Source organism: Tolumonas auensis DSM 9187, assembly GCF_000023065.1.
Classification (GTDB): domain Bacteria; phylum Pseudomonadota; class Gammaproteobacteria; order Enterobacterales; family Aeromonadaceae; genus Tolumonas; species Tolumonas auensis.
Genome location: NC_012691.1, coordinates 3,328,129 through 3,348,763, shown reverse-complemented (window position 1 = coordinate 3,348,763; position 20,635 = coordinate 3,328,129). Strand labels below are relative to the sequence as shown.

The window sequence follows — 20,635 nt, the reverse complement described above, 5'->3', positions numbered from 1 at the left end:
GATTAATAACCGGCGGCTGATTTAACTAATGAGAAGACCGCGGTATTTTCCATCGTGCCTTTGAAGCTGTTGGCACCGGCACCATTGGCAAACAGCATCACGTCGCCGCCGCCATGGGTTTCAGAGGATAAACGGATGCCGGCTTCCTGCAGATAATCATCCGCCTGTACCTGCTCGCTGGTCAGATCAGGGCGGGTTGCCTGACGGTTGCTGCCGTTACCGAATACCAGCGTGGTATAAGGACGACCATCGACATCGGTCGCCTGATTGCCATCTTTATCCGCCACCAGACCCAGGATCGGGTTTCCTTTCGCAGAGTAACCATTCATGGTCATGGTGTGGTCATGGTCAGCGGTAACCACAATCAGCGTATCGGTAAGATCGACTTTCGCCAGCGCGGTTTTGACCGCCTCATCCAGCGCCACGGTATCTTCCAGCGCACGTTTGGCATTGGTGCCGTGCAGTGCGTGGTCGATACGGCCACCTTCCACCATCAGGAAATAACCCTTGTCATTTTTCGACAGGATATCGATCGCTTTCGCGGTCATTTCGGCCAGCGAAGGTTGTGTATTGGTGCTGTCGGCGACACGATCCAGCTCATACGCCAGATGTGAGGTTTTACTGAACAAACCCAGTACCTTGCTGGTCTGGCTGCTGTCTATGGTCTGCAGGGCGGTTTTATCCGTGACATAGCTATAACCGTGAGTCTGCAGTTCAGCCGTCAGATCACGGCCATCGGCACGGCCTTTGGTATTGGTGGCAGAATACGGCGTCCAGTGATTGGCACCGCCACCCATCAGCACATCAACGCCATCACCGAGTGCACTGTTAAAGCCTGCACCGCCGGGAACGGCCTGCGTGGCGATCTCATATTGTGTATCACGGTGGCAGATGTGGGCGAATGTCGCCGCCGGTGTGGCATGCGTCAGTTCGGTGGTGGTTACCGAGCCGGTGCCTTTGCCCTGCGCCTTGGCCAGCTCCAGCAGGGTAGTGGCTGCCGTTCCGTTCTCGGTCGTGCAGTTATTCAGGGTTTTATTGCCGTTACTGTCTTTGCCCGGTGCCACTGCCGTGGTGTCCGCGCTCATCGAGATGACTTCATTGTTCATCTTGACGCCGGTCATATACGCCGCCATGGACGGCGCGGAGTCGGTGGTCTGGGCATCATTGGAATACGTTTTCAGACGGGCGGTATAGGGCAGATTTTGCATCTGCAGATTACCCTCTTCGCCATATTTGTAGATGCGGGCGGCCGTCAGTGTGGTCGGGCCCATACCATCACCAAGAAAGAAAATAACGTTTTTGGCCGGAGCGGCATACGTCAGAGAGCTGGTTAACGCCGCAGCGATCGCACAGCTTAGTAATAATGGTTTCAGCATGATTTTCTCCTGGATATCTGATTACAAGCCGGCGATGGTTTTGACTTTGCTGAACACCGCGGTGTTTTCGATCACACCATGGAAATCATCAGCACCCATGCCCATGGCGCCGAGGAAGACATCGGTGCCGCCATGGGTTTCGCTGCCCGGTTCCCCGACCTCAACCACGACTTCCTGACGGTAATCATCGGCAGAAACGGTCTCATCGGTCAGCTCCGGCACCGTGTTACGGGCACCGTCTGCACGATTGGAACCATTACCGAACCCAATGATGGAGTAAGGTGCGCCATCGGCATCACGGCTTGCTTCGCCGGCGGTGGTACCAGAATAGTTTTTCACCAGGCCCAGTACACCCGGCTGACTGTCGGTGGTTTTGCCGGTACGTTGCGCATAACCGTTCAGAACCAGCGTGTGATCATGATCGGCGGTCACCACAATCAGCGTGTTTTTCAGTTCCGGATCGATGGTTTTCATCTTGGTGATGGCGGCGGCAATGGCATTATCAAACGCCACGGTATCCTGCAGTGCCCGTTTGGCATTGGTGTCATGCAGGGCGTGGTCGATGCGGCCACCTTCCACCATCAGGAAGAAACCATTTTTGTTGTTACTGAGCACATCAATGGCTTTTTCGGTCATCTCGGTCAGTGACGGCTCGGTTGAGCTGCTGTCTTGCTGACGATCCAGATCATAGGAAAGATGGCTGTTGTTGAATAAACCAATCAGCTTTTTGCTGTTATCGGCCGCGGCCATGTCGGTTTTGGTGCCGGCGTAGGTGTAGCCCTTGGCCTGCAGTTCGGTGATCAGGTCGCGTCCGTCACTGCGTCCGCCACTCAGATTGGTGGCAGAGAAGAATTGTCTGCGGCCACCGCCGAGAATGACATCGAGGCCGTCTGCCAGTTTGCTGTTGAAGCCGGCACCGCCAGGTACCAGTTGTGTCGCGATGTCGTTTTCCAGATCGCGGTTACAGATATGCGCGAAGGTTGCCGCCGGAGTGGCATGCGTGACGCGGGTGCTGGTGACGACGCCGGTGCCCCAGCTTTTGGCTTTGGCCAGTTCCAGCAGGGTGGTGGCAGCGCTGCCTTTGCTGGTGCTGCAATCGTCTTCCTGCGTCGCTTCGGCATTCATGGAAATAACGCCATTATTGCTTTTGACGCCGGTCATATAGGCCGACATGGAGGGCGCAGAATCGGTGACTTGCGAATCGTTGGAGTAGGTTTTGATAAAGGCGCTTTCCGGCAGCGTGTCGATCGTGGTGGTGCCATCTTCGCCCACCGAATAAATGCGGGACGCCGTTAACGTGGTAATTCCCATGCCATCGCCGAGAAAGAACAGGACATGCTTGGGTGTGGTTACTTCGGTGGTCGTGTCATTGGAGCTGCTATCGCTGTTGCAACCGGTAATAAAACAACCGGCAGTCAGAAATGCAGCCAGATAAGTCATTCTATTCATCGTTATAAGCCCGTTATGAAGATGTATCGGGAAAGTAACTACTTCTGATGACGGTTTGGTTTCAGATTTATGAGGTTTTAGCGAAGGCGTATATTTTTTAATCGGTCGGGATGTCTGAAACTGCGGGTTTATTTGCTTTGTATCACTTCCATTTTCCGGCTGATGGCGTTATAACCGCGGCGTTATAACTACCGGAGTGTGACGTGAATCCCGTTTTAACCAGTATGCTGTTACTGATGTGCAGTAACGTATTTATGACCTTCGCCTGGTATGGTCATCTGAAAGACATGAGCAGCAAGCCGTGGATCATCGCGGCCATCGTGAGCTGGGGCATTGCGCTGTTTGAATATATGCTGCAGGTGCCGGCGAACCGCATCGGCCATACCGCACTGAGTGTCGGTCAGCTGAAAATCATGCAGGAAGTGATCGCACTGGGTATTTTCGTACCATTTTCCGTGTTTTATCTGAAAGAAGAGATCAAGCTCGACTATCTCTGGGCTGCACTCTGCATGCTGGGCGCCGTGTTCTTTATCTTCCGTGAAAAGATCATGGCGGCGATCTGATTATCTCAGCTGTCGGCTTAGCTCCCTGATTTTACGGCGCGCGCTATGCACGGCCGCGCCGGCGTAACGGGCCGCCAGATAGGTTTCCGTGATTTGTCGCATGATGTCACCGGCCGGATGTCCGGCTTGTTGCAGACGCTGCAATAACGCCGATGGCGTTTCTCCCGACTCCCGGCTGATGCCCTGTTTTTCCAGCCGACGACAGGCCTGCAGGTAGGCCTGCAGCAGCGGATCGGTTTTTGCCCGGTTTCTCGCCAGCCAGTTGATCCCCAGCGCCAGCCCGATCACCATAATCATGCCACCGATCATGGCGAAGACCCGTCCCCACAGGCGGCTGCCAAACAGTGCCTGCAGCAGTTTTTCCTGCGACTGGTTGTTGTAGTTCAGTACCCAGGAAGTCCAGCGATAATCGATATCGGCCAGGAAGGCATGCAGTTCAGCAATCAGCAGCAGGTGCCGGTAACTGGCGAGGCTGAACGGATCGCGCAGCCGGGTTTCTCCGGCCGGCAGGATCTCATCAATACTGCGACTGGCCCGCTCGGGTGCCACCATCAGCGTCGGATCAAAACGCTGCCAGCGGTTATCCAGCCAGACTTCCGTCCAGGCATGTGCATCAAACTGATACAGGCTCAGATAGTTGCCTTGTGCGTGATATTCCCCGCCCAGATAACCGGTCACCATGCGGGCCGGAATACCCGCCGCCCGCAGCAGGAAGGTAAAGCTGCTGGCAAAATGGGCACAGAAGCCGCGGCGGCTGCCGAACAGGAAGTCATCGATCTGGTCATTGCCCTGCAGCAGGGGCGGTTCCAGCGTGTAACTGAAGCCATGGCCGGCAAAATAGTGCATCGCGGCTTGGGCAAAATCACGGTCGTCACGATGTTGCAGGCGCAGCTCGGTCGCGAGCAGATGTGTCTGCGGGTTGAGACTGGCGGGTAACTGCAGGTTAATTTGTCGCTGGTGGTTCGTTAAGGCGGTTTGCGCTGCGGTCTGCGGGAAATAGGTCAGCGGAAACAGCTGTTTTTGCTGTAAGGGCTTTGCGGCATACAGCGTCATGGCTGGCGTCAGCAAGACTTCCTCAGATTCAGGCCGCGAGAAATCCAGACTATACAGCCAGTGCTGTTGCGTAGGTTCGGCGATAATACGGTAGGTCGTGGCCGGACCCGTCCAGTTGATCCGGTTTTTCAGCGGGCTGGACGCGGTAAACGGGTTGGCCTGCCGTTGCTGCCACTGCTGCTGTACGGGATGAACCCGCCAGGTTTTGCCATCAAATTCTTCATGCACCAGTGCCCGCCAGTAACGTTCGGTCGGCGCCGGCAGTGTGCCGTCAAAGCTGGCGCGGAATGCCAGCGCACTGGAGCGGGAGAGCCGGGCGATATCGCCGGGAGTCACTTCGTCATTCAGGCCGGTAGTGGCACTTTTGATGTCCGGCAGCCGCCACAACGGCCCGGCATGCGGGATCAGCAGGAATAACAGCGCCATCAGAGGCAGACTCTGCAGCAGCAGACGCAACCCCAGCTGCCACTGTGCGCGGTAACTGTTGGTCTGATAAATCGACACCAGCGCAATACCGTTAATGGCGGCAACCAGCAGCAGATAGAGCGTGAATGCCAGCCCCTGATGATAGATAAATGCCAGCGCGGTCAGAAAATAGAGCGATAGCACATGCAGGCTCAGATGCCGGCGGCTGCTAAATTCGAGAAACTTCAGCGTACAGCCCAGCACCAGCAGATTAAACATCGCCGGCAGAAAACCCTCACCGCGCCAGAGGTAGGCAATAAATCCCATACCGAGCAGTGCCAGCCCGTTTTTCAGCAGGGCAGCTGGTGGCTTCAGGCGGTTGCGGGCAATGGCGTAACGCCAGCCGATGGTGAGCAACGCGCAGCCATAAATTGCCGGATGCAGTTCACTGTACAGCGGCAGTACCATCAGCAGATAGCTCAGACTGAGCCAGTTCAGGGTTTGTGGCCCGAGGGTGACCGACAGGTTTTCAGTTGTTTTCATAGAGTGCCAGCGCCGTCAGACAAGCCGTTTGATGCATACTGCCTTCGCCCGGCGGAATACTCTGCTGACCGAGCAGTAAACCGTAGCGGACGCCCTGCTGTTCCAGCGTCTGTACCTGGTAGCAGAGCCGGGAAAGCCGTTCTTCCAGCGTCGTGCCGGAGGTTTTATGCAGTTCCAGCCAGCACTGGGCGGGGAGCGGAGTCATAAATTCCTTGCTGACCATGCCACGTCCCTGCGCGACCTGTTTCCAGGCTATCTGACTGAGCGATTCGCCCGGACGATAGGGGCGGACGCCCTGCATTTCATCCATCCCGGCGGTCTGATGCGGTGATGCCGTAGCATCCGAATCAGCCGACAGCTGTTCATCCGACTGTAGCTGAACATCACACAGCAGGGGTTGCGGATAGACCAGACCGGTTTGCCGCAGATCGAGCTGGCTCCAGCATTCCAGCAGACCGAGCGGCCAGTGGCTGGAGATGCGCAGCCGTCCCGGCCGCAACCAGCCACGCTGCGAGGTGACAAAGGTAACCCCCGCCTGTTCGCGGTTTTGCAGCTCCGGCAGATGTTCACCCAGACCGCCCGCGGCACTGAGTTGCAGATCGTAGCGGGGGCGGTCGGTCTGCAGTTGTACGGCAAAACGCAGCGATTGTCCGGCATACCCGGTGGGTGAGGTCACCGCTTCGGCGATCAGGCCGTTTAAATTCTGATGACAGTGAAAAATGGAGATCACAAACAGACTGAACAGCAGATAAGCCAGAGCCAGCACCAGATTATTTTCATAGTTGGAGCCGAGCAGAAAAATGGCCGCGGTCAGGCAGAGATAGATCCAGCCGGTGCGGCTGGGAAAGATAAACAGATTATGCCGATCGAGACGTACCTGACTGGCCGGTGGTATCCGTCTATCCAGCCAGTCGGCTATCCGCTGCTGCCACCGCTGCCGCAGTTTCTGCAGAGGATTCATCGTACCGGATCCACCCGTTCCAGCAGTGCGCGGCTGAAGCTATTACGGTTGCCCATCGCACTGCTGTAGCCGTTGCGCAGCCGGTGTTCCGCGACCGGGGCAAAAATCGCCTGAATGTCATCCGGCAACAGATAATCCCGTCCGGCCATATAAGCCCAGACCCTGGCGGCACTGAGCAGTGCCTGACTGGCGCGCGGCGACAGGGCGTGCGGCGTGATAGCACCATAGCGACTTTCATGCACCAGACTGAGCAGATAATCCAGTGCGGCATCGGCGACCTTGACCTGCGTGGCCTGCCGCTGCATCAGCTGCAAATGCTGGCTGTCCAGCAGGGGGGCAACCGTCACGGTACCGGTTTGCAGCAACATGCGCTTTTCGGTGGCTTTATCCGGATAACCCAGTTCGATGCGCATCAGGAAACGATCGAGCTGCGATTCCGGTAACGGATAAGTACCGGCTTGATCCTGCGGGTTTTGCGTGGCAATCACGAAGAACGGTTCCGGCAGTGCCCGGGTTTCGCCGTCGATACTGACCTGCCGCTCGGCCATCGCTTCCAGCAGGGCACTCTGCGTGCGCGGGCTGCCGCGGTTGATCTCGTCGGCCAGCAGCACCTGGGTAAACACCGGGCCGGGGTGGAAGACGAACTCTTTCTGTTGTTCAAACACCGAGACCCCGAGCAGATCGGCCGGCAGCATGTCCGAGGTAAACTGTACCCGCTGATAGTCCAGCCCCATTACGGTCGCCAGTGCGTGCGCCAGCGTGGTTTTCCCCATGCCGGGCAAATCTTCAATCAGCAGATGCCCTTTGGCCAGCAGGCAGCAGACGGCCAGCCGGATCTCCTCTTCCTTGCCCAGAATCACCCGGTTCAGTTCAGTTAAAATCGCTTGAATACGCTGTTGCACAAAATACTCCATTAACGGGCAATGACCGGCTGCTTGTAAGTATAGGGGCCGGTTCAGTAAGCATATAGAGGGATTGGTTTTGGCTCAAATGAAGATAATTTTTTGCGCGGCAGGTGATGACAACCGGCTGACGCTGAAGTTATTGCATTTAAAGCGGACAAAAAGCGGTTTTACCCTTCTCCTGTGCCGATCTTGCAGCGATAATCCACGCCTTAGGACTGATGCTGTCGGGTCAGTGGTGTTAAACCTCATTATTCAGAAACAATTATGCTGTCATTCCTTCCTGGTTTTATCTTGTTGCCGCTCAGTATCGCGCTGGTGATCCTGAATACGGCGCTGGTCTCATTTTTGATTGGCATACAAGCATTGCTGAAACTGCTGATCCCGGTTGCGGTGATTAATCATTATCTGACCCGTGGCTGCAACTTCATCATGTACGGCTGGTTGTGCGGCAACGCGCTGATGTTACGGCTGGTCAATAAAGTTGAATGGGAAGTGCATGACTCGACCAACCTGAACCGTCAGGGCTGGCATATGGTGATCTGCAATCATCAGAGCTGGGCGGATATCGTGCTGGTCGGTGATATTTTCCGGAAGCGTTTACCGGTACCGAAATTTTTCCTGAAACACGATTTGCTGTATGTGCCGTTTGTCGGTCTGGCTTGCTGGGGGCTGGATATGCCGTTTATGCGCCGTTATACCCGCCAGCAGTTGCTGAAAAACCCGGAGTTACGGGGCAAGGATGTCGCCACCGCCCGTGAGGCCTGTGCCAAGTTCCGCACGATCCCGACCACGGTGATCAACTTTGTTGAAGGCAGCCGTTTTACCCCGGCAAAGCGCGAAGAGACCAAATCGCCGTATCAGCATTTGCTGACCCCGAAACCTGCCGGTCTGGCGATGGCCATCAATGCGCTGGGCGAACAGTTTGAGAAGATCGTCAACGTGACACTGGCCTATCCGGATAATCAGGAACGACCATTTTATGACATGCTGACCGGCCGTCTGACCCGGGTTCAGGTATGGATTGAAGAGATCCCGGTGACCGCAGTGCAGCGTGGTGATTACCTGAAGGACAAGCCGTTCAAACGCGGTTTCCAGCAGTGGCTGACCGGTGTCTGGCAGCGCAAAGATCAGCAGTTAAATGAGCGCTGAGCGCTCATTCCCGGCTTATTCCGCCAGTAGTTTTTCCATCCAGCGCTGAGCGATCAGCGCCTGTTCACCGGTTACCAGCGGCGTGGTCTGATTGGCGACGCAGTCCAGATAATGTTCCACCATCGGCACAAAACCACGCAGTTCCAGAATGGTTTGCCAGCTGCCGGCGGTGGTGACGCAAATCTTGCCATCCCTTTCTTCTTCCATCCGGTTCAGATCGCGCACGCGCATCACCGCACCGTGGGTGATCACTTCCAGCGTTTCCGCCTGTGTCCCGGCGTCACGGTGCATCGCGGTGGTGATCAGTTTATTGTCGTGGCGGAAAACATGCCCGGCGAAGATCAGTTCATCCAGCGTGGTTTTGTTGATTTGTGCGGTCTGCAGCGACAGCTCGCCATCACACAGCCACAGCACGGTATCGAGCAGATGCAGATAATCATCATACATGGTGAAACGCAGCGGGTTACTGATGCCGTGAATGCGGTGTTTTTCAAAACGGACGGCCGCCGCACAAGGCATCTGTGCTTTGACGGTCTGGTAAAACGGGGCAAAACGGCGGTTAAAACCAACCATCAGCGTGCGTTGCTGTTTTTCCGCCAGTGCCACCAGCGCTTCGGCCTGATCCAGCGTCTCGGCTAACGGTTTGTCGATATAAACGTGCAGGCCTTTGCGCAGCAGATGTTCGGCAATCTCATAGTGGGCAGCGGTGGTGCTGTGCACGAAGGCGACATCGCAGTTCGCGGCCAGTTCATCCAGCGAAAAGAAGGAAACAATGCGGTATTGCTGACACAGCAGGCAGTTTTTTTCCTGATTGGGGGTGTAAGCACCCATCAGTTCCCAGTGTTTTGCCTGGGACAAAATCGGCAGATAGACTTTTTGCGCGATGCCGCCCAAGCCGACAATACCTACCCGTAGTTTACGCATGCTGTCTCCCTGTTCTGCTGAGAAAACAACATGGTAGTGTTACAGGTAACAGAGAAGCAAGACCGGATATTGGGTACAACCAGATCGGTTTGCTTTTCTGTTACCGGTAAGACATTTTTTCTTAACGCGCCAGCCAGCCGCCATCGACGGCAATGGTGTAGCCGTTGATGTAATCGGAAGCTTGGGAAGCCAGGAACACGATCGGCCCCATCAGATCTTCCGGCGTGCCCCAGCGGTTGGCTGGAATACGACCGAGGATCTCATTGCTGCGGCCTTCATCGGCACGCAGTGCCGCGGTGTTGTTGGTCGCCATGTAGCCCGGGGCGATCGCATTCACGTTGATGCCTTCTTTCGCCCATTCGTTAGCCATCAGACGGGTAATCCCCATCACGCCGCTCTTGGAGGCGGTGTAAGACGGCACACGGATACCGCCCTGATAAGAGAGCATCGAGGCGATGTTGATGATCTTGCCGCCGTTACCCTGCGCGATGAACTGTTTGGCGACGGTCTGTGACATGAAGAACACGCTCTTCACGTTAATGTTCATCACATCATCCCAGTCTTTTTCGCTGAATTTGAGCGCGTCTTCACGGCGGATGATGCCGGCGTTATTCACCAGAATATCCACGTGCCCAAAGGTCGTTACCGCCTGATCAATCAGCTGCGGCAGTTCGTCAATTTTGCTGACATCCGCTTTCAGGCTGAGGAATTTACGTCCCAGCGCTTCCACTTTGGCGATGGTATCCGCCGGTTCCACGATGTTGATACCGACGATATCGCAGCCTGCCTGGGCCAGACCAACTGCCATACCCTGACCTAAGCCCGTGTCACAACCGGTAACGATGGCCACTTTGCCGTTCAGATCGAATGAATTCAGGATCATGATATTTCTCCACTTAACAGTCCGTACTGCCCGTTATCGTTGGCGTCGGCTAAGGCGTTGGCCGGCAATACGGATAAAACAGTTTTGGTGGCCACAGCGTCAGTCCGGGCGACCGGGAATTGGGTTAGCGAATATCGCGGATCGCGATATGGTCCATGTCATCAAACACCTGGTTTTCACCGACCATACCCCAGATGAAGGTATAGCGGCGGGTGCCGACGCCACAGTGGATCGACCAGCTTGGTGACAAGACAGCCTGCTCGTTATGCACCAGCAGATGACGGGTTTCCTGCGGTTCACCCATGAAATGGAACACGGTGTCGTTTTCGGTCATATCGAAGTAGAAGTAGACTTCCATGCGGCGCTCATGGGTATGGCAGGGCATGGAGTTCCACATATTGCCTTCTTCCAGACGGGTCAGGCCCATCACCAGCTGACAGGTCGGCAGTACGTCCGGCACCAGATATTTATTGATGGTGCGGCGGTTACCGGTAGCGTTATCGCCCAGCGTAACGGGTCTGGCTTCGGCCTGTGTCACTTTGCGGGTCGGATAAGTGGTATGTGCCGGGGCACAGTTCAGATAAAACTTGGCCGGATGCGCGGCATCGGTGCTGGCAAAACTGACTTCCTGATTGCCCATGCCGATATACAGCGCTTCCTGATTGCCGATCTCATAGGCCTGGCCGGAAACGGTCACCACACCGGCGCCACCGACGTTGATCAGGCCCAGTTCACGCCGTTCCAGCAGATAAGCCACACCGACCTGCTTGCCCAGCTCCGGGCTTAACACCACGGTCTGCTCCACCGGCATTACGCCACCGACAATGATGCGGTCGATATGGCTGTAGGTCAGGGTGATATCGTTGGCGATGAACAGATTTTCAATCAGGAACTCTTTGCGCAACCCGGCTGTATCAAATTGTTTGGCGTGGTCGGGGTGAATGTTATGACGCACTTGCATAATGAGACCTCTTCAATAGGTATAGGCAAACCCGAATGAAGAGACTATCTATCAGGCCGAAGTAACGAGACCTGCCTGATGAGATAGCCTCTCAGGGCGCCGTTATTCACGGCATGAAGAGATAATAGACAGATCAAAACAATCAATCAATAAAAATAAAACAGTGTTTCATTAATATTGTGAAGTGACGCAGGCTGTGTAAAAACTGTCACCGTATTACGGCAGGAAATACAAAAATAAACGGCCACGCCTGCCGGAGCAGGGTGGCCGTGATATTGACATAATTGAGGGGCTGATTATGCCAGAGCTGCCATCGCTTCTTTCGCCAGCTGACCGATCTTGTCCCACTGTTTGTTATCAATCAGATCAGCCGGCACCATCCAGGTGCCACCGCAGGCAACCACGGTTTTCAGGCCCAGATAGGTTTTAATGTTTTCCGGCGTCACGCCGCCGGTGGGCATAAATTTCACCGGATAGACCGCAGACATGGCTTTCAGCATGTTCACGCCGCCTGACGGTTCTGCCGGGAAGAACTTCAGCATGCTGAGACCCATTTCCATGGCCTGTTCCACCAGACTCGGGTTATTCACGCCTGGCACAATCGCGACACCGCGTTGCTGGCAGTAACGGACGGTGGTCGGATTAAAGCCAGGACTGACGATGAAATCCACACCCGCTTCGATCGCTTCATCAACCTGCGCGGTAGTCAGCACGGTGCCGGCACCGATCAGCATATCCGGGAAGGCAGCACGCATACGGCGGATGGCTTCGGCAGCAGCCGGCGTACGGAAAGTAATTTCGGCACTTGGCATGCCGTTTTCAACTAATACACGACCCAGATCAACCGCATCGTCCGCATTTTTAATCGCAATAACCGGAATGATTTTCAGCGCCTGCAGACGTTCAACTAAAGTAGACATAATTTCTCCTGAGAATAATTTAATTAAAGGGATGATGACGGCATAACGTCAGCAGGGATAATCGCGCCACGATACTGGATCACGGTACCGGCTAAGCGGTGGCCCTGCATGGCTGATTCGGTGACACTGCCCTGTTGCAGGCGACGCGCCAGATAACCGGCGCCGAAAGAATCACCTGCTGCCGTGGTATCCACCACATTGCTGATTTTCTGCGCGGCCACTTCTTCCTGCACACCGTTCTTGCTGACAATCACGCAAGGCTGGGAACCGCGTTTGATGACGATTTCACCGACACCCAGGGCTAACGTGCGTTCGATAACCTCTGCCAGCGGACGTTCACCCCAGAGGTCATCTTCATCATCCAGTGTCAGGAAGGCGATATCGGTCAGTGCCAGCATCTGCTGATAGCAGGCCTGCGTTTCTTCCCGGCTTTGCCACAGACGTGGACGGTAGTTGTTATCAAACACCACACGACCACCCTGCGCACGGAAGGTGGCCAGAAAATCAAACAGACGCTGACGGCTGGCCGGACTCAAAATCGCCAAACTGATGCCGCTCAGGTAAATCACATCCATCTTCATGAGCTGTGCCAGGACAGCATCAGTTTGCTCGGTTTCAAGCCAGTATTTCGCGGCCGCGTCGCTGCGCCAGTAAGAGAAACTGCGCTCGCCGTGACTGTCGGTGTCAATGAAATACAGACCCGGCATTTTGTTCGCCAGACGTTGTACCAGAGAGGTATCAACCCCTTCCTGTTGCCAGGTATCGATCATGCTCTGACTGAAATTGTCGGTGCCCAGTGCACTGACGTAATGCACTTTGCCGCAATCAGCAGGTAACTGCCGGGCCAGATAGACCGCAGTATTGAGTGTGTCGCCGCCAAAGCCCTGACGAATGTCATTGTTCTGACGTTGTAGTTCCACCATGCATTCACCAATGATGGCAATGTTCAGAGTATCCATGGATGTCTCTCATGTTGTGTTTAAAAAACAAGCATAGCTTATCTAATCAAACTGGCGTGTCAAACAGAATAAAACAATGTTTTAATTTTATGGGTTGCGGTTCAAAAAATTAGTAACATGCTGTTGTAATAATTGTGAACAATGGTTAAATATTGCCCTCAGTGCGGGAGTTACTGATTTGCACCGGCATCCGGCTTTGCATAAGATGTCGCCGCAACAGTTTCTAATAATCATGACAGAGGTAGCAGTGAACGATTTTTCCAAACAGCAGGATTCTGTTTCATCGGTTCTCAAAGTGTTCGGCATTCTGCAGGCACTGGGTGATGAACATGAGATCGGTGTCACTGAGTTATCTCAGCGCGTGATGATGTCGAAGAGTACGGTTTACCGTTTTTTGCAGACCATGAAATCACTCGGCTATGTCCGGCAGGAAGGGGAGAACGATAAATATTCCCTGACGCTGAAGCTGTTTGATCTCGGTGCCAAGGCATTGCAGCATGTGGACTTGATCCGTATCGCTGACCAGCAGATGCGTATCCTGTCCAAAGAGACCCGCGAGACCATCCATCTGGGCACGATGGAAGAGGAAAGCATCGTCTATCTGCACAAGATTGATTCGCTGTATAACCTGCGCATGTATTCCCGTGTCGGCCGCCGTAACCCGCTGTACAGCACCGCGATTGGTAAAGTGCTGCTGGCCTGGCTGGATGAACGCGAAGTGCGTGAAATTCTGGCACCGGTAACGTTTGACCGTAAAACCGTGCATACACTGGCTGATGTGGATGCCTTGTTACGTGAACTGGCGGATGTGCGCGAGCACGGCTTCAGTGAAGATCGTGAAGAACAGGAAGAGGGGCTGCGCTGCGTGGGTGTGCCGGTGTATGACCGTTTCGGCCATGTCATTGCTGGCCTGAGTATCTCGTTCCCGACTATCCGTTTTGATGACAATCAGCTGACCCATTACGTGGCGATCCTGCATCAGGCGGCGGCCAATATTTCGCAGCAGCTCGGTCTGGCGCGTTATCCTTTCCCGTCGGTTTAAACAGCTTTCTCTGCGCCTGTCACTCCCCGGCAGGCGTATCTTTTCCTCTCCGTAATACTCCTTTTGCTGATTGAATCCCGTCTGTCTGCAGATGCGTTGTCATTCGTATATCAGTAATTCAATTCCGCCTTCAATAAAATTAAAACAATGTTTCATTTTGTGAGTTACGTCATTTCATAAATCTTTTGACATCGGTAAAGTGCACACATTCACTGAACGCAGGAGTGTAAAAAATGATTTTTGGTAATACGGAATCTCTGTCACAGGCATTACTGCCTGCCGCATTGCAACATCTGTTAAGCCGTCCGGAACTGAGCCTGGAAGCATTGCGTGCCCAAGCCGATGGGTTGTATGAACTGGAAGGCAAGCAACTGTTTTACATGCTGTCGACCAATGACACCAAACCGGCAGCAGAAATGCGTAGCGAGTTCCATCAGCAGTATCTGGATATTCAGCTGGTGCTGGACGGCGTTGAAGGCATGGCTGTTGGCCCGCGCTTAGTCAATCCGGAACAGTATGCAGCGACCAAACCTGATCTCTATTTCACGAACGATCTGACAGCAGAAAATCAAATGAACCTGAAAGCAGGTGATTTTGTGGTGTTTTATCCGGGTGAAGTCCATCGTCCACTGTGCTGCGTCGGCGCTCCGGCCCCGGTCCGCAAGGCGGTATTTAAAGTGGATAAAACCTGGCTGGCACAATCAACCTGGCTGTAAAAGTTTTGGGTTAATACGTGGCCGAACTGGACCTGTTGTCCATGCCGGCAAAGCTGGTGGTTTTCGCGAATGACCTGCCGTTGATCGTGAAAATTTCCGCAGTACAGGCACAGACGTGCTTGTACTGACTGCAATGTGATGTCTGCCGCTGGCAGCATCCGACGGAGAATTTCAGTTATGAAGATCAAAGCAACGATAGACCGCATTCCTGGCGGATTGATGTTAGTTCCATTGCTGTTAGGCGCCATTCTGCACACGGCCGCACCGGGTACGGCAGAATATTTCGGGTCATTCACGAAAGGCATTATCACCGGCACGTTACCGATTTTATCGGTATGGTTTTTCTGTATCGGCGCTTCCATTGATTTGCGGGCAACCGGTACGGTATTGCGTAAATCCGGCACGCTGGTGCTGACTAAAATCGCGGTAGCCTGGGTGGTGGCGCTGATCGCGGCGCAATTGCTGCCGGAATACGGTATTGAAGTCGGCATGCTGGCGGGCCTGTCCACGCTGGCACTGGTTTCGGCGATGGATATGACCAATGGCGGTCTGTATGCCAGCCTGATGAATCAGTATGGTTCAAAAGAAGAGTCCGGTGCCTTCGTGCTGATGTCGGTCGAATCCGGCCCGCTGATGACCATGGTGATCCTGGGTTCCGCCGGTCTGGCTTCCTTCCAGCCACATCATTTTGTAGGTGCGGTGCTGCCATTCCTGATTGGTTTTGCGCTGGGTAACCTGGATCATGACCTGCGTGAGTTCTTCAGCCGTGCCACTCAAACCCTGATCCCGTTCTTCGGTTTCGCACTGGGTAACACCATTAATCTGGGTGTGATTCTGGATACCGGTCTGCTCGGTATTGCGATGGGTCTGCTGGTGATTGTGGTTACCGGTATTCCGCTGATTATTGCTGACCGTTTGATCGGTGGCGGTAACGGTACCGCGGGTCTGGCGGCGTCCTCTACGGCAGGTGCGGCGGTCGCGAACCCGGTTATTATCGCGCAGATGAACCCGGCGTTTGCCAAGATTGCACCGGCGGCCACGGCACTGGTTGCTACCTGCGTCATCGTGACTTCTATTCTGGTACCGATCCTGACGGCGATGTATGCCAAACGTATGGGAAATCCGATGCCAGCTCAGCACGGTGCGTCAGCAGGAAAAGAAAAAATGGCGCCGGAAATGCACTGATTCCAGTTCACCCCCCAAGATGTGTGCGTCATATTTAGCCGGTCATTAGACCGGCTTTTTTACGATTACAGGTTTTGCGCTCAGATACTATTCATCATCAGAAGAGTCAGGCAATGGTGGCGGTGGTGTGGTCGGGATAGTCGGTTCCTGACAGCGTTCCGGTGCCATCGCACAAGGGTCGATAGGCTGGCAATCCGAAGATGGATCGCAGTCCAGCGGAACCGGATCAGCCGCCAGCGCCATCGATGGCCAGTAAACGGATGCGAGGGCAATTAGCAGCAAACGGGGTAAGTGGCGTTTCATTTGTCTCTCCTGACTTGGGCACTGAAATCCTGCTCAGCACGTGCAGTAAGGCAAGCCTAACGTCTGTCCTGCACCAACGCAAGGCAGACGTCAGTCAGCTCAGGAGGATGTGACTGGTGGCACATTGATGCTCACATGCTAGAGTTTCGGGTAGCGTGTGAGAGGTACCGGGCCCTGTTCGCTTACCCAGATCGTATCTTCCACCCGCACCCCGAAGGTTTCGCGATAGATGCCGCAGTTACCGATACCGAGGACCATACCTGCCATAACCTGTTCGACCTTCTGCTCACCGTGGATTACGGCATGACCACCGGGAATTGGCGCCTCTTCGTGTTCGATACCGACACCGTGGAACACCGGCCGCAGAAACTTGCCGGCATATCCGTCATGTTCCAGCGACGTGGCCATCGCACCGTCAATGCCCAGCAGCACCGCACCGGAGATTGCGGCCGCAATTCCCCGTTCCTGCGCTTCCACGTAGGCTCGCAGTGCACTCGCCGCATCTGCCGCTACGGGTTCGATGAGAAAAGTCCGGCACATATCCGCAGAGTAACCCTGCACCATAGGCGCAAGATGAACCTGAACCACATCACCGGCGGCGATAATCTTCGGGGTGGCAGGCCCATGCGCCATGGCGGAACGCCATCCTGATGCAACATAGGTCACCGACGCCCAGCCCTCGGCACCAGCCTTGCGCATCGCCAGTTCGGCTTCGCCGGCAATCTCGCTCTCGCTTACGCCGGGCCGCAGTGCACGCGCAGCAGCGGCCATTCCGGCGTCCGCAACCAGCGCTGCCGCCTTCAGACACTTGATTTCCTCCGGATCCTTGATCATGCGCAGCTGCGAGATAATGGGTGTTGCCGGTACGACACGGGCCTGAGGCAGAATATGTGCAACAAAGACTTCGTAGAGTGCGGCGTCGAAGAAGTTCTTCTCAATCGCTATTGTTGCCTGCGTGAGACCAAGTTCCTGCAACACATCGCGAAAACCGTGGAACATCTCTGCTTCGTTTTGAAATGCGCGAATGTCGGTAGCCGCAGAGGAACGGCGAACACTCGTTATATCGCACGCCGGCACGGCAACGACGCAACGCTGCGTACGCGTGAGCAGGGCAAGGGCACAAGGCCGGCCATCACCGGTAAAATAGGCGAGGTTGGCTGGTTTCATCAGGAACAGCGCATCGACGCCGTCCCGCTCCATTAAGGCTGCCGCGCGATTCCAGCGGGCTTTGTAATCGAAAGTTGAATTGCTCATAACGTATGCCTTCTCACTAGCCTGACGTATGCACTAATCATAGATGACAAGCCGGTGGTCACGGCGGGAATGTTCACTGAAGCAGCACTGGTCTGTCGTCATTCTGAAATTCTCTTCTGCAATAAAACAGCCGGTGTATGATGGGAAAATAACGAATCTGTGCCTATTCATCCAAACTTTGTCCGGATACCCGAGTGAACGACAAAAACATTCAGTTTTACACGGACAATGCGCATTCGCTGATTGCCCAATATGATCAGGTTCATTTCGAATCAGTTCATAAAGACTGGTTAAGCCATATTCCGGCGCAGGGGATGGTGCTGGATGTTGGTGCCGGTTCCGGCCGGGATGCCAGATACTTGTCTGACAAAGGATTAAGTGTTGTTGCGGTGGAACCCGCCGAGAAATTACTGGACGCAGCGAAAGCAAATTCGGCAAACCACAATATTCATTGGCTGCATGACGCGCTGCCTGAACTGAACCGGGTCTTTGCACTGCAGGTGAAATTTGATCTGATCTTGCTCAGTGCCGTCTGGATGCATATCGCGCCATCCAGCCGGGAACGCACCTTTCGCAAATTAAGCTCCCTGTTGAAACCAAACGGGAAAATGGTCATTTCATTACGGCATGGCGAGTGTCGTGATGAACGAACCATGCATCCGGTATCCGCCGCCGAGCTGGCGCAGTACGCCAGTCAGTTTGGTTTGACCTGCCAGTTACTGACACAACACCGACAGCCTGATCAGCTTGGCCGAAGCGAAGTCAGCTGGGAAACGGTCTTGCTGACACTACCGGATGATGGCACCGGTGCCTTCCCGCTCATCCGCAATATCGTGGTGAATGACAGCAAAGCCTCCACCTATAAGCTCGCGCTATTAAGAACGTTATTGCGAATTGCAGACGGGCATCCCGGCGCGGTCATTGAACAAACAGAGCAGCATGTCTGCCTGCCGCTGGGTCTGGTCGCCCTGTACTGGCTGAAATTGTATAAGCCGTTGGTTGATCAGTACGACATGCAGCAGAACAGCAGCAATACCAAAGGGCTTGGCTTCATTAAACCCGCGGGCTGGTTACAACTGACCTCGTTCGCTAATAATGATTTCTATATCGGCGCCAATTACCAGCAGGCATCGATCGCGTCCGCCGTCCGTCAGACACTGAAAGATATCGCCCGTACCATCAGGGATATGCCAGCGAAATACACCACATTACCGGGAACGTATGATGCCGTTTTTCATGTGGATATCCCCCGTACCATCAAGGAGATGCCGGCGAGATACACCACATCGCCGGGCATGTCTGATGCGGTTTTTAACGTGGATATCGCGCAACGCCAGTCAGTAACGGACGGATTGATACTGGATTTCGATTTTCTGCAATCGCTCGGCAACTTCTATGTGCCGAAACATATCTGGGATGCGTTGACCCGGTACAGTGTCTGGATCGAACCGGCGCTGATCAATGAATGGGCATCACTGATGGCGGGTTATGGTAAAAACAGGGAACGGCAATTTTCAAAACTCGATTACCTGAATGCATTAACGTGGGACGACCCGCAAAGAACGACAGCACGAGTCAGAACCAGAGTGAATAGCCTGCTTGCCCAGGAAGCGGTTAGTTGTTGCTGGAGCGGCAAACCGCTGCGAACGATGGATTACGCCATCGACCACGCATTTCCGTTCGCCCGTTGGCCAAACAATGACTTATGGAACCTGCTGCCGGCCAGAACCACCATCAATTCGCAGAAATCCGACAGACTGCCAAGCCGTATACGGCTCTCAAAATCGAAGGAGTTGATTCTGCACTGGTGGCAACAGGCATGGGATGACAATAAAACCGAGTTTTTCACACAAGCTGCATTCGCACTGCCCAGCATTCAGCCGCATAGTGAAAACTATGACGATGTCTTTGAGGCCATGTCACTGCAGCGCGATCGGATCAAGGATTTCCAGCAGTTGGAAGATTGGGGGTGATTTTCTTTCATGTGATACGAAAACAGCCACGGATGATAGACTGAAGAAAACGGCTAAAGGGATTTAAGCGGGTATTCTATGTTTGATAGTTTTTATGCGATGTTTATAGCGCTAGCGCTTTCATTTTTCCCTGTGGCTGTAGCTATCTGGATTATTACTTTTATTAAAAAACAACAGCGCAGAAATCGGGTTAGCCCTCTCACTGCCAATTTGTTACGTCCGTATGGGTACACGCTTCAGGAAAGTATCCATGACTTGCGACTTGAGTTATTCGGCAAAATTACAGAGATATTAATGACAGGGTTAATGTTGCCCTTGCTCTTATTAATACAGGCTTATTTCTTTAATATCAAATTATCTCTAACTACATGGATAATAACAGGAATCATCGGTCTCGTTGCATTCGGATTTCAGATCAGGAAGATACTGAAGATAGTAAAAACAATGCAGCAGAATAAATTAGGCTATTCGTGCGAGATGGCTGTAGGGCAAGAATTAGAAGCGTTGGTTCGTCCTGCCAATCATCCATACCGGCTGTATCATGATATTCCGTTCGAAAACTACAATATTGACCATCTGGTTGTTGGTCCTAACGGTGTTTTTGTTGTTGAAACAAAAGGCCGCTCAAAACATATCATTGAAGGTTCAAAACACTTCAAAGTAATTGTTGAGAATGACTCACTTATATTTCCGACTCACACGGAAAAAGAACCCATTGAGCAGGTTCGACGCAACGTTCTGTCAGTCAAAAAATGGCTGCAAAGCGCAACGGGTATGGATATTCCGGTTGCCGGAATACTTGTGCTGCCTGGATGGTTTGTAGATCTGAAGCAGAGAGCTGTTGACCCTTATATTCTGAGTGGGTCTGCATTGCCGAAAGTATTTCCTAAGCTTTTTGCCGGGGCTCTGGAGCTAGGGCAAATCAACGCTATTGCCTATCAGGTTGAGCAAAGGGTTAGAGACATTAAGAAAGATTAGTTAGTCAGATGCCGCCATTATCATGGCTTCATTAGAATCACCACAACGATTACAAAAACAATAATTGTCTGTAGTAGTGATTCAAATCCAACCGCTATTTGAATCACTATGTGAGCAGAATAAGTTGATTATT

At 53.7% G+C, this 20,635-nt stretch carries 19 protein-coding genes; 7 read left to right on the top strand and 12 right to left on the bottom strand.

The window, feature by feature from the left end:
• Positions 1-2 precede the first annotated feature (2 nt).
• Positions 3-1,376, bottom strand: coding sequence for an alkaline phosphatase (locus TOLA_RS15695; protein WP_015880095.1), 1,374 nt, complete (start codon positions 1,374-1,376; stop codon positions 3-5).
• A gap of 21 nt (positions 1,377-1,397) precedes the next feature.
• Positions 1,398-2,825, bottom strand: a complete 1,428-nt coding sequence (locus tag TOLA_RS15690; protein WP_041609562.1) for an alkaline phosphatase — start codon at positions 2,823-2,825, stop codon at positions 1,398-1,400.
• Positions 2,826-3,028: 203 nt separating this feature from the next.
• On the opposite strand from TOLA_RS15690, the gene TOLA_RS15685 reads away from it, so the two are divergent.
• Positions 3,029-3,388, top strand: coding sequence for a DMT family protein (locus TOLA_RS15685; protein WP_015880093.1), 360 nt, complete (start codon positions 3,029-3,031; stop codon positions 3,386-3,388).
• Here TOLA_RS15685 and TOLA_RS15680 read toward each other — a convergent pair whose 3' ends face one another.
• The 3 genes from TOLA_RS15680 to TOLA_RS15670 are packed head-to-tail and all read right to left on the bottom strand — an operon-like array spanning position 3,389 to position 7,264.
• Positions 3,389-5,389, bottom strand: a complete 2,001-nt coding sequence (locus TOLA_RS15680; RefSeq protein ID WP_015880092.1) for a transglutaminase TgpA family protein — start codon at positions 5,387-5,389, stop codon at positions 3,389-3,391. It lies immediately after the preceding gene.
• The gene (locus TOLA_RS15675; RefSeq protein ID WP_015880091.1) at positions 5,376-6,350 is read right to left on the bottom strand and encodes a DUF58 domain-containing protein; all 975 of its coding nucleotides are present in this window, start codon (positions 6,348-6,350) and stop codon (positions 5,376-5,378) included. Before TOLA_RS15675 ends, TOLA_RS15680 begins: the two co-directional genes overlap by 14 nt.
• Positions 6,347-7,264 (bottom strand): AAA family ATPase, encoded by a 918-nt coding sequence (locus TOLA_RS15670; protein WP_041609561.1) that lies wholly within the window; start codon positions 7,262-7,264, stop codon positions 6,347-6,349. The genes TOLA_RS15675 and TOLA_RS15670 overlap by 4 nt, the downstream gene beginning before the upstream one ends.
• A 255-nt stretch (positions 7,265-7,519) precedes the next feature.
• Here TOLA_RS15670 and TOLA_RS15665 point away from each other — a divergent pair, with 255 nt between their 5' ends.
• On the top strand, positions 7,520-8,404 hold the full coding sequence (locus TOLA_RS15665) for an acyltransferase (protein ID WP_015880089.1): 885 nt from the start codon (positions 7,520-7,522) through the stop codon (positions 8,402-8,404).
• A 15-nt stretch (positions 8,405-8,419) separates the two neighbouring features.
• On the opposite strand, the gene TOLA_RS15660 is transcribed toward TOLA_RS15665, so the two are convergent.
• The 5 genes from TOLA_RS15660 to kdgK form a co-directional block, all read right to left on the bottom strand.
• Complete coding sequence (locus tag TOLA_RS15660; RefSeq protein WP_015880088.1) at positions 8,420-9,328, bottom strand: Gfo/Idh/MocA family protein; 909 nt, start codon at positions 9,326-9,328, stop codon at positions 8,420-8,422.
• Between the two features lie 121 nt (positions 9,329-9,449).
• Complete coding sequence (gene kduD / locus TOLA_RS15655; RefSeq protein WP_015880087.1) at positions 9,450-10,211, bottom strand: 2-dehydro-3-deoxy-D-gluconate 5-dehydrogenase KduD; 762 nt, start codon at positions 10,209-10,211, stop codon at positions 9,450-9,452.
• A gap of 124 nt (positions 10,212-10,335) precedes the next feature.
• Positions 10,336-11,172, bottom strand: coding sequence for a 5-dehydro-4-deoxy-D-glucuronate isomerase (kduI, locus tag TOLA_RS15650; RefSeq protein WP_015880086.1), 837 nt, complete (start codon positions 11,170-11,172; stop codon positions 10,336-10,338).
• 296 nt (positions 11,173-11,468) lie between these two features.
• Entirely contained in the window at positions 11,469-12,092 is a 624-nt protein-coding gene (locus TOLA_RS15645) for a bifunctional 4-hydroxy-2-oxoglutarate aldolase/2-dehydro-3-deoxy-phosphogluconate aldolase (protein WP_015880085.1), read from the bottom strand.
• 23 nt (positions 12,093-12,115) lie between these two features.
• A complete protein-coding gene (gene kdgK, locus TOLA_RS15640) occupies positions 12,116-13,051 on the bottom strand; it encodes a 2-dehydro-3-deoxygluconokinase (RefSeq protein WP_015880084.1) in 936 nt (311 codons plus the stop codon).
• Between the two features lie 232 nt (positions 13,052-13,283).
• On the opposite strand from kdgK, the gene kdgR reads away from it, so the two are divergent.
• The 3 genes from kdgR to kdgT all read left to right on the top strand — a co-directional run bounded on the left by kdgR (position 13,284) and on the right by kdgT (position 15,994).
• The gene (gene kdgR / locus TOLA_RS15635) at positions 13,284-14,093 is read left to right on the top strand and encodes a DNA-binding transcriptional regulator KdgR (RefSeq protein ID WP_041609965.1); all 810 of its coding nucleotides are present in this window, start codon (positions 13,284-13,286) and stop codon (positions 14,091-14,093) included.
• A gap of 233 nt (positions 14,094-14,326) precedes the next feature.
• Positions 14,327-14,809 carry a NanQ anomerase/TabA/YiaL family protein gene (locus TOLA_RS15630; protein ID WP_015880082.1) on the top strand — a complete coding sequence of 161 codons (483 nt, stop codon included), beginning with the start codon at positions 14,327-14,329 and terminating at the stop codon, positions 14,807-14,809.
• A 177-nt stretch (positions 14,810-14,986) separates the two neighbouring features.
• Positions 14,987-15,994 (top strand): 2-keto-3-deoxygluconate transporter, encoded by a 1,008-nt coding sequence (kdgT, locus tag TOLA_RS15625; RefSeq protein ID WP_015880081.1) that lies wholly within the window; start codon positions 14,987-14,989, stop codon positions 15,992-15,994.
• 87 nt (positions 15,995-16,081) lie between these two features.
• Here kdgT and TOLA_RS15620 read toward each other — a convergent pair whose 3' ends face one another.
• Both TOLA_RS15620 and TOLA_RS15615 read right to left on the bottom strand, forming a co-directional pair.
• Positions 16,082-16,297, bottom strand: coding sequence for a hypothetical protein (locus TOLA_RS15620; RefSeq protein ID WP_015880080.1), 216 nt, complete (start codon positions 16,295-16,297; stop codon positions 16,082-16,084).
• Between the two features lie 138 nt (positions 16,298-16,435).
• On the bottom strand, positions 16,436-17,551 hold the full coding sequence (locus TOLA_RS15615) for a M24 family metallopeptidase (RefSeq protein WP_015880079.1): 1,116 nt from the start codon (positions 17,549-17,551) through the stop codon (positions 16,436-16,438).
• 194 nt (positions 17,552-17,745) lie between these two features.
• On the opposite strand from TOLA_RS15615, the gene TOLA_RS15610 reads away from it, so the two are divergent.
• Positions 17,746-19,524, top strand: a complete 1,779-nt coding sequence (locus tag TOLA_RS15610) for a class I SAM-dependent methyltransferase (protein WP_015880078.1) — start codon at positions 17,746-17,748, stop codon at positions 19,522-19,524.
• A gap of 78 nt (positions 19,525-19,602) precedes the next feature.
• Positions 19,603-20,502, top strand: a complete 900-nt coding sequence (locus TOLA_RS15605) for a nuclease-related domain-containing protein (RefSeq protein ID WP_015880077.1) — start codon at positions 19,603-19,605, stop codon at positions 20,500-20,502.
• Positions 20,503-20,635 lie beyond the last annotated feature (133 nt).

Coding starts and splice junctions, on each gene's coding strand:
- TOLA_RS15695 (WP_015880095.1), bottom strand. CDS start 1,376: ATGCTGAAACCATTATTACTAAGCTGTGCGATCGCTGCGGCGTTAACC.
- TOLA_RS15690 (WP_041609562.1), bottom strand. CDS start 2,825: ATGAATAGAATGACTTATCTGGCTGCATTTCTGACTGCCGGTTGTTTT.
- TOLA_RS15680 (WP_015880092.1), bottom strand. CDS start 5,389: ATGAAAACAACTGAAAACCTGTCGGTCACCCTCGGGCCACAAACCCTG.
- TOLA_RS15675 (WP_015880091.1), bottom strand. CDS start 6,350: ATGAATCCTCTGCAGAAACTGCGGCAGCGGTGGCAGCAGCGGATAGCC.
- TOLA_RS15670 (WP_041609561.1), bottom strand. CDS start 7,264: ATGGAGTATTTTGTGCAACAGCGTATTCAAGCGATTTTAACTGAACTG.
- TOLA_RS15665 (WP_015880089.1), top strand. CDS start 7,520: ATGCTGTCATTCCTTCCTGGTTTTATCTTGTTGCCGCTCAGTATCGCG.
- TOLA_RS15660 (WP_015880088.1), bottom strand. CDS start 9,328: ATGCGTAAACTACGGGTAGGTATTGTCGGCTTGGGCGGCATCGCGCAA.
- kduD (WP_015880087.1), bottom strand. CDS start 10,211: ATGATCCTGAATTCATTCGATCTGAACGGCAAAGTGGCCATCGTTACC.
- kduI (WP_015880086.1), bottom strand. CDS start 11,172: ATGCAAGTGCGTCATAACATTCACCCCGACCACGCCAAACAATTTGAT.
- TOLA_RS15645 (WP_015880085.1), bottom strand. CDS start 12,092: ATGTCTACTTTAGTTGAACGTCTGCAGGCGCTGAAAATCATTCCGGTT.
- kdgK (WP_015880084.1), bottom strand. CDS start 13,051: ATGGATACTCTGAACATTGCCATCATTGGTGAATGCATGGTGGAACTA.
- kdgR (WP_041609965.1), top strand. CDS start 13,284: ATGACAGAGGTAGCAGTGAACGATTTTTCCAAACAGCAGGATTCTGTT.
- TOLA_RS15630 (WP_015880082.1), top strand. CDS start 14,327: ATGATTTTTGGTAATACGGAATCTCTGTCACAGGCATTACTGCCTGCC.
- kdgT (WP_015880081.1), top strand. CDS start 14,987: ATGAAGATCAAAGCAACGATAGACCGCATTCCTGGCGGATTGATGTTA.
- TOLA_RS15620 (WP_015880080.1), bottom strand. CDS start 16,297: ATGAAACGCCACTTACCCCGTTTGCTGCTAATTGCCCTCGCATCCGTT.
- TOLA_RS15615 (WP_015880079.1), bottom strand. CDS start 17,551: ATGAGCAATTCAACTTTCGATTACAAAGCCCGCTGGAATCGCGCGGCA.
- TOLA_RS15605 (WP_015880077.1), top strand. CDS start 19,603: ATGTTTGATAGTTTTTATGCGATGTTTATAGCGCTAGCGCTTTCATTT.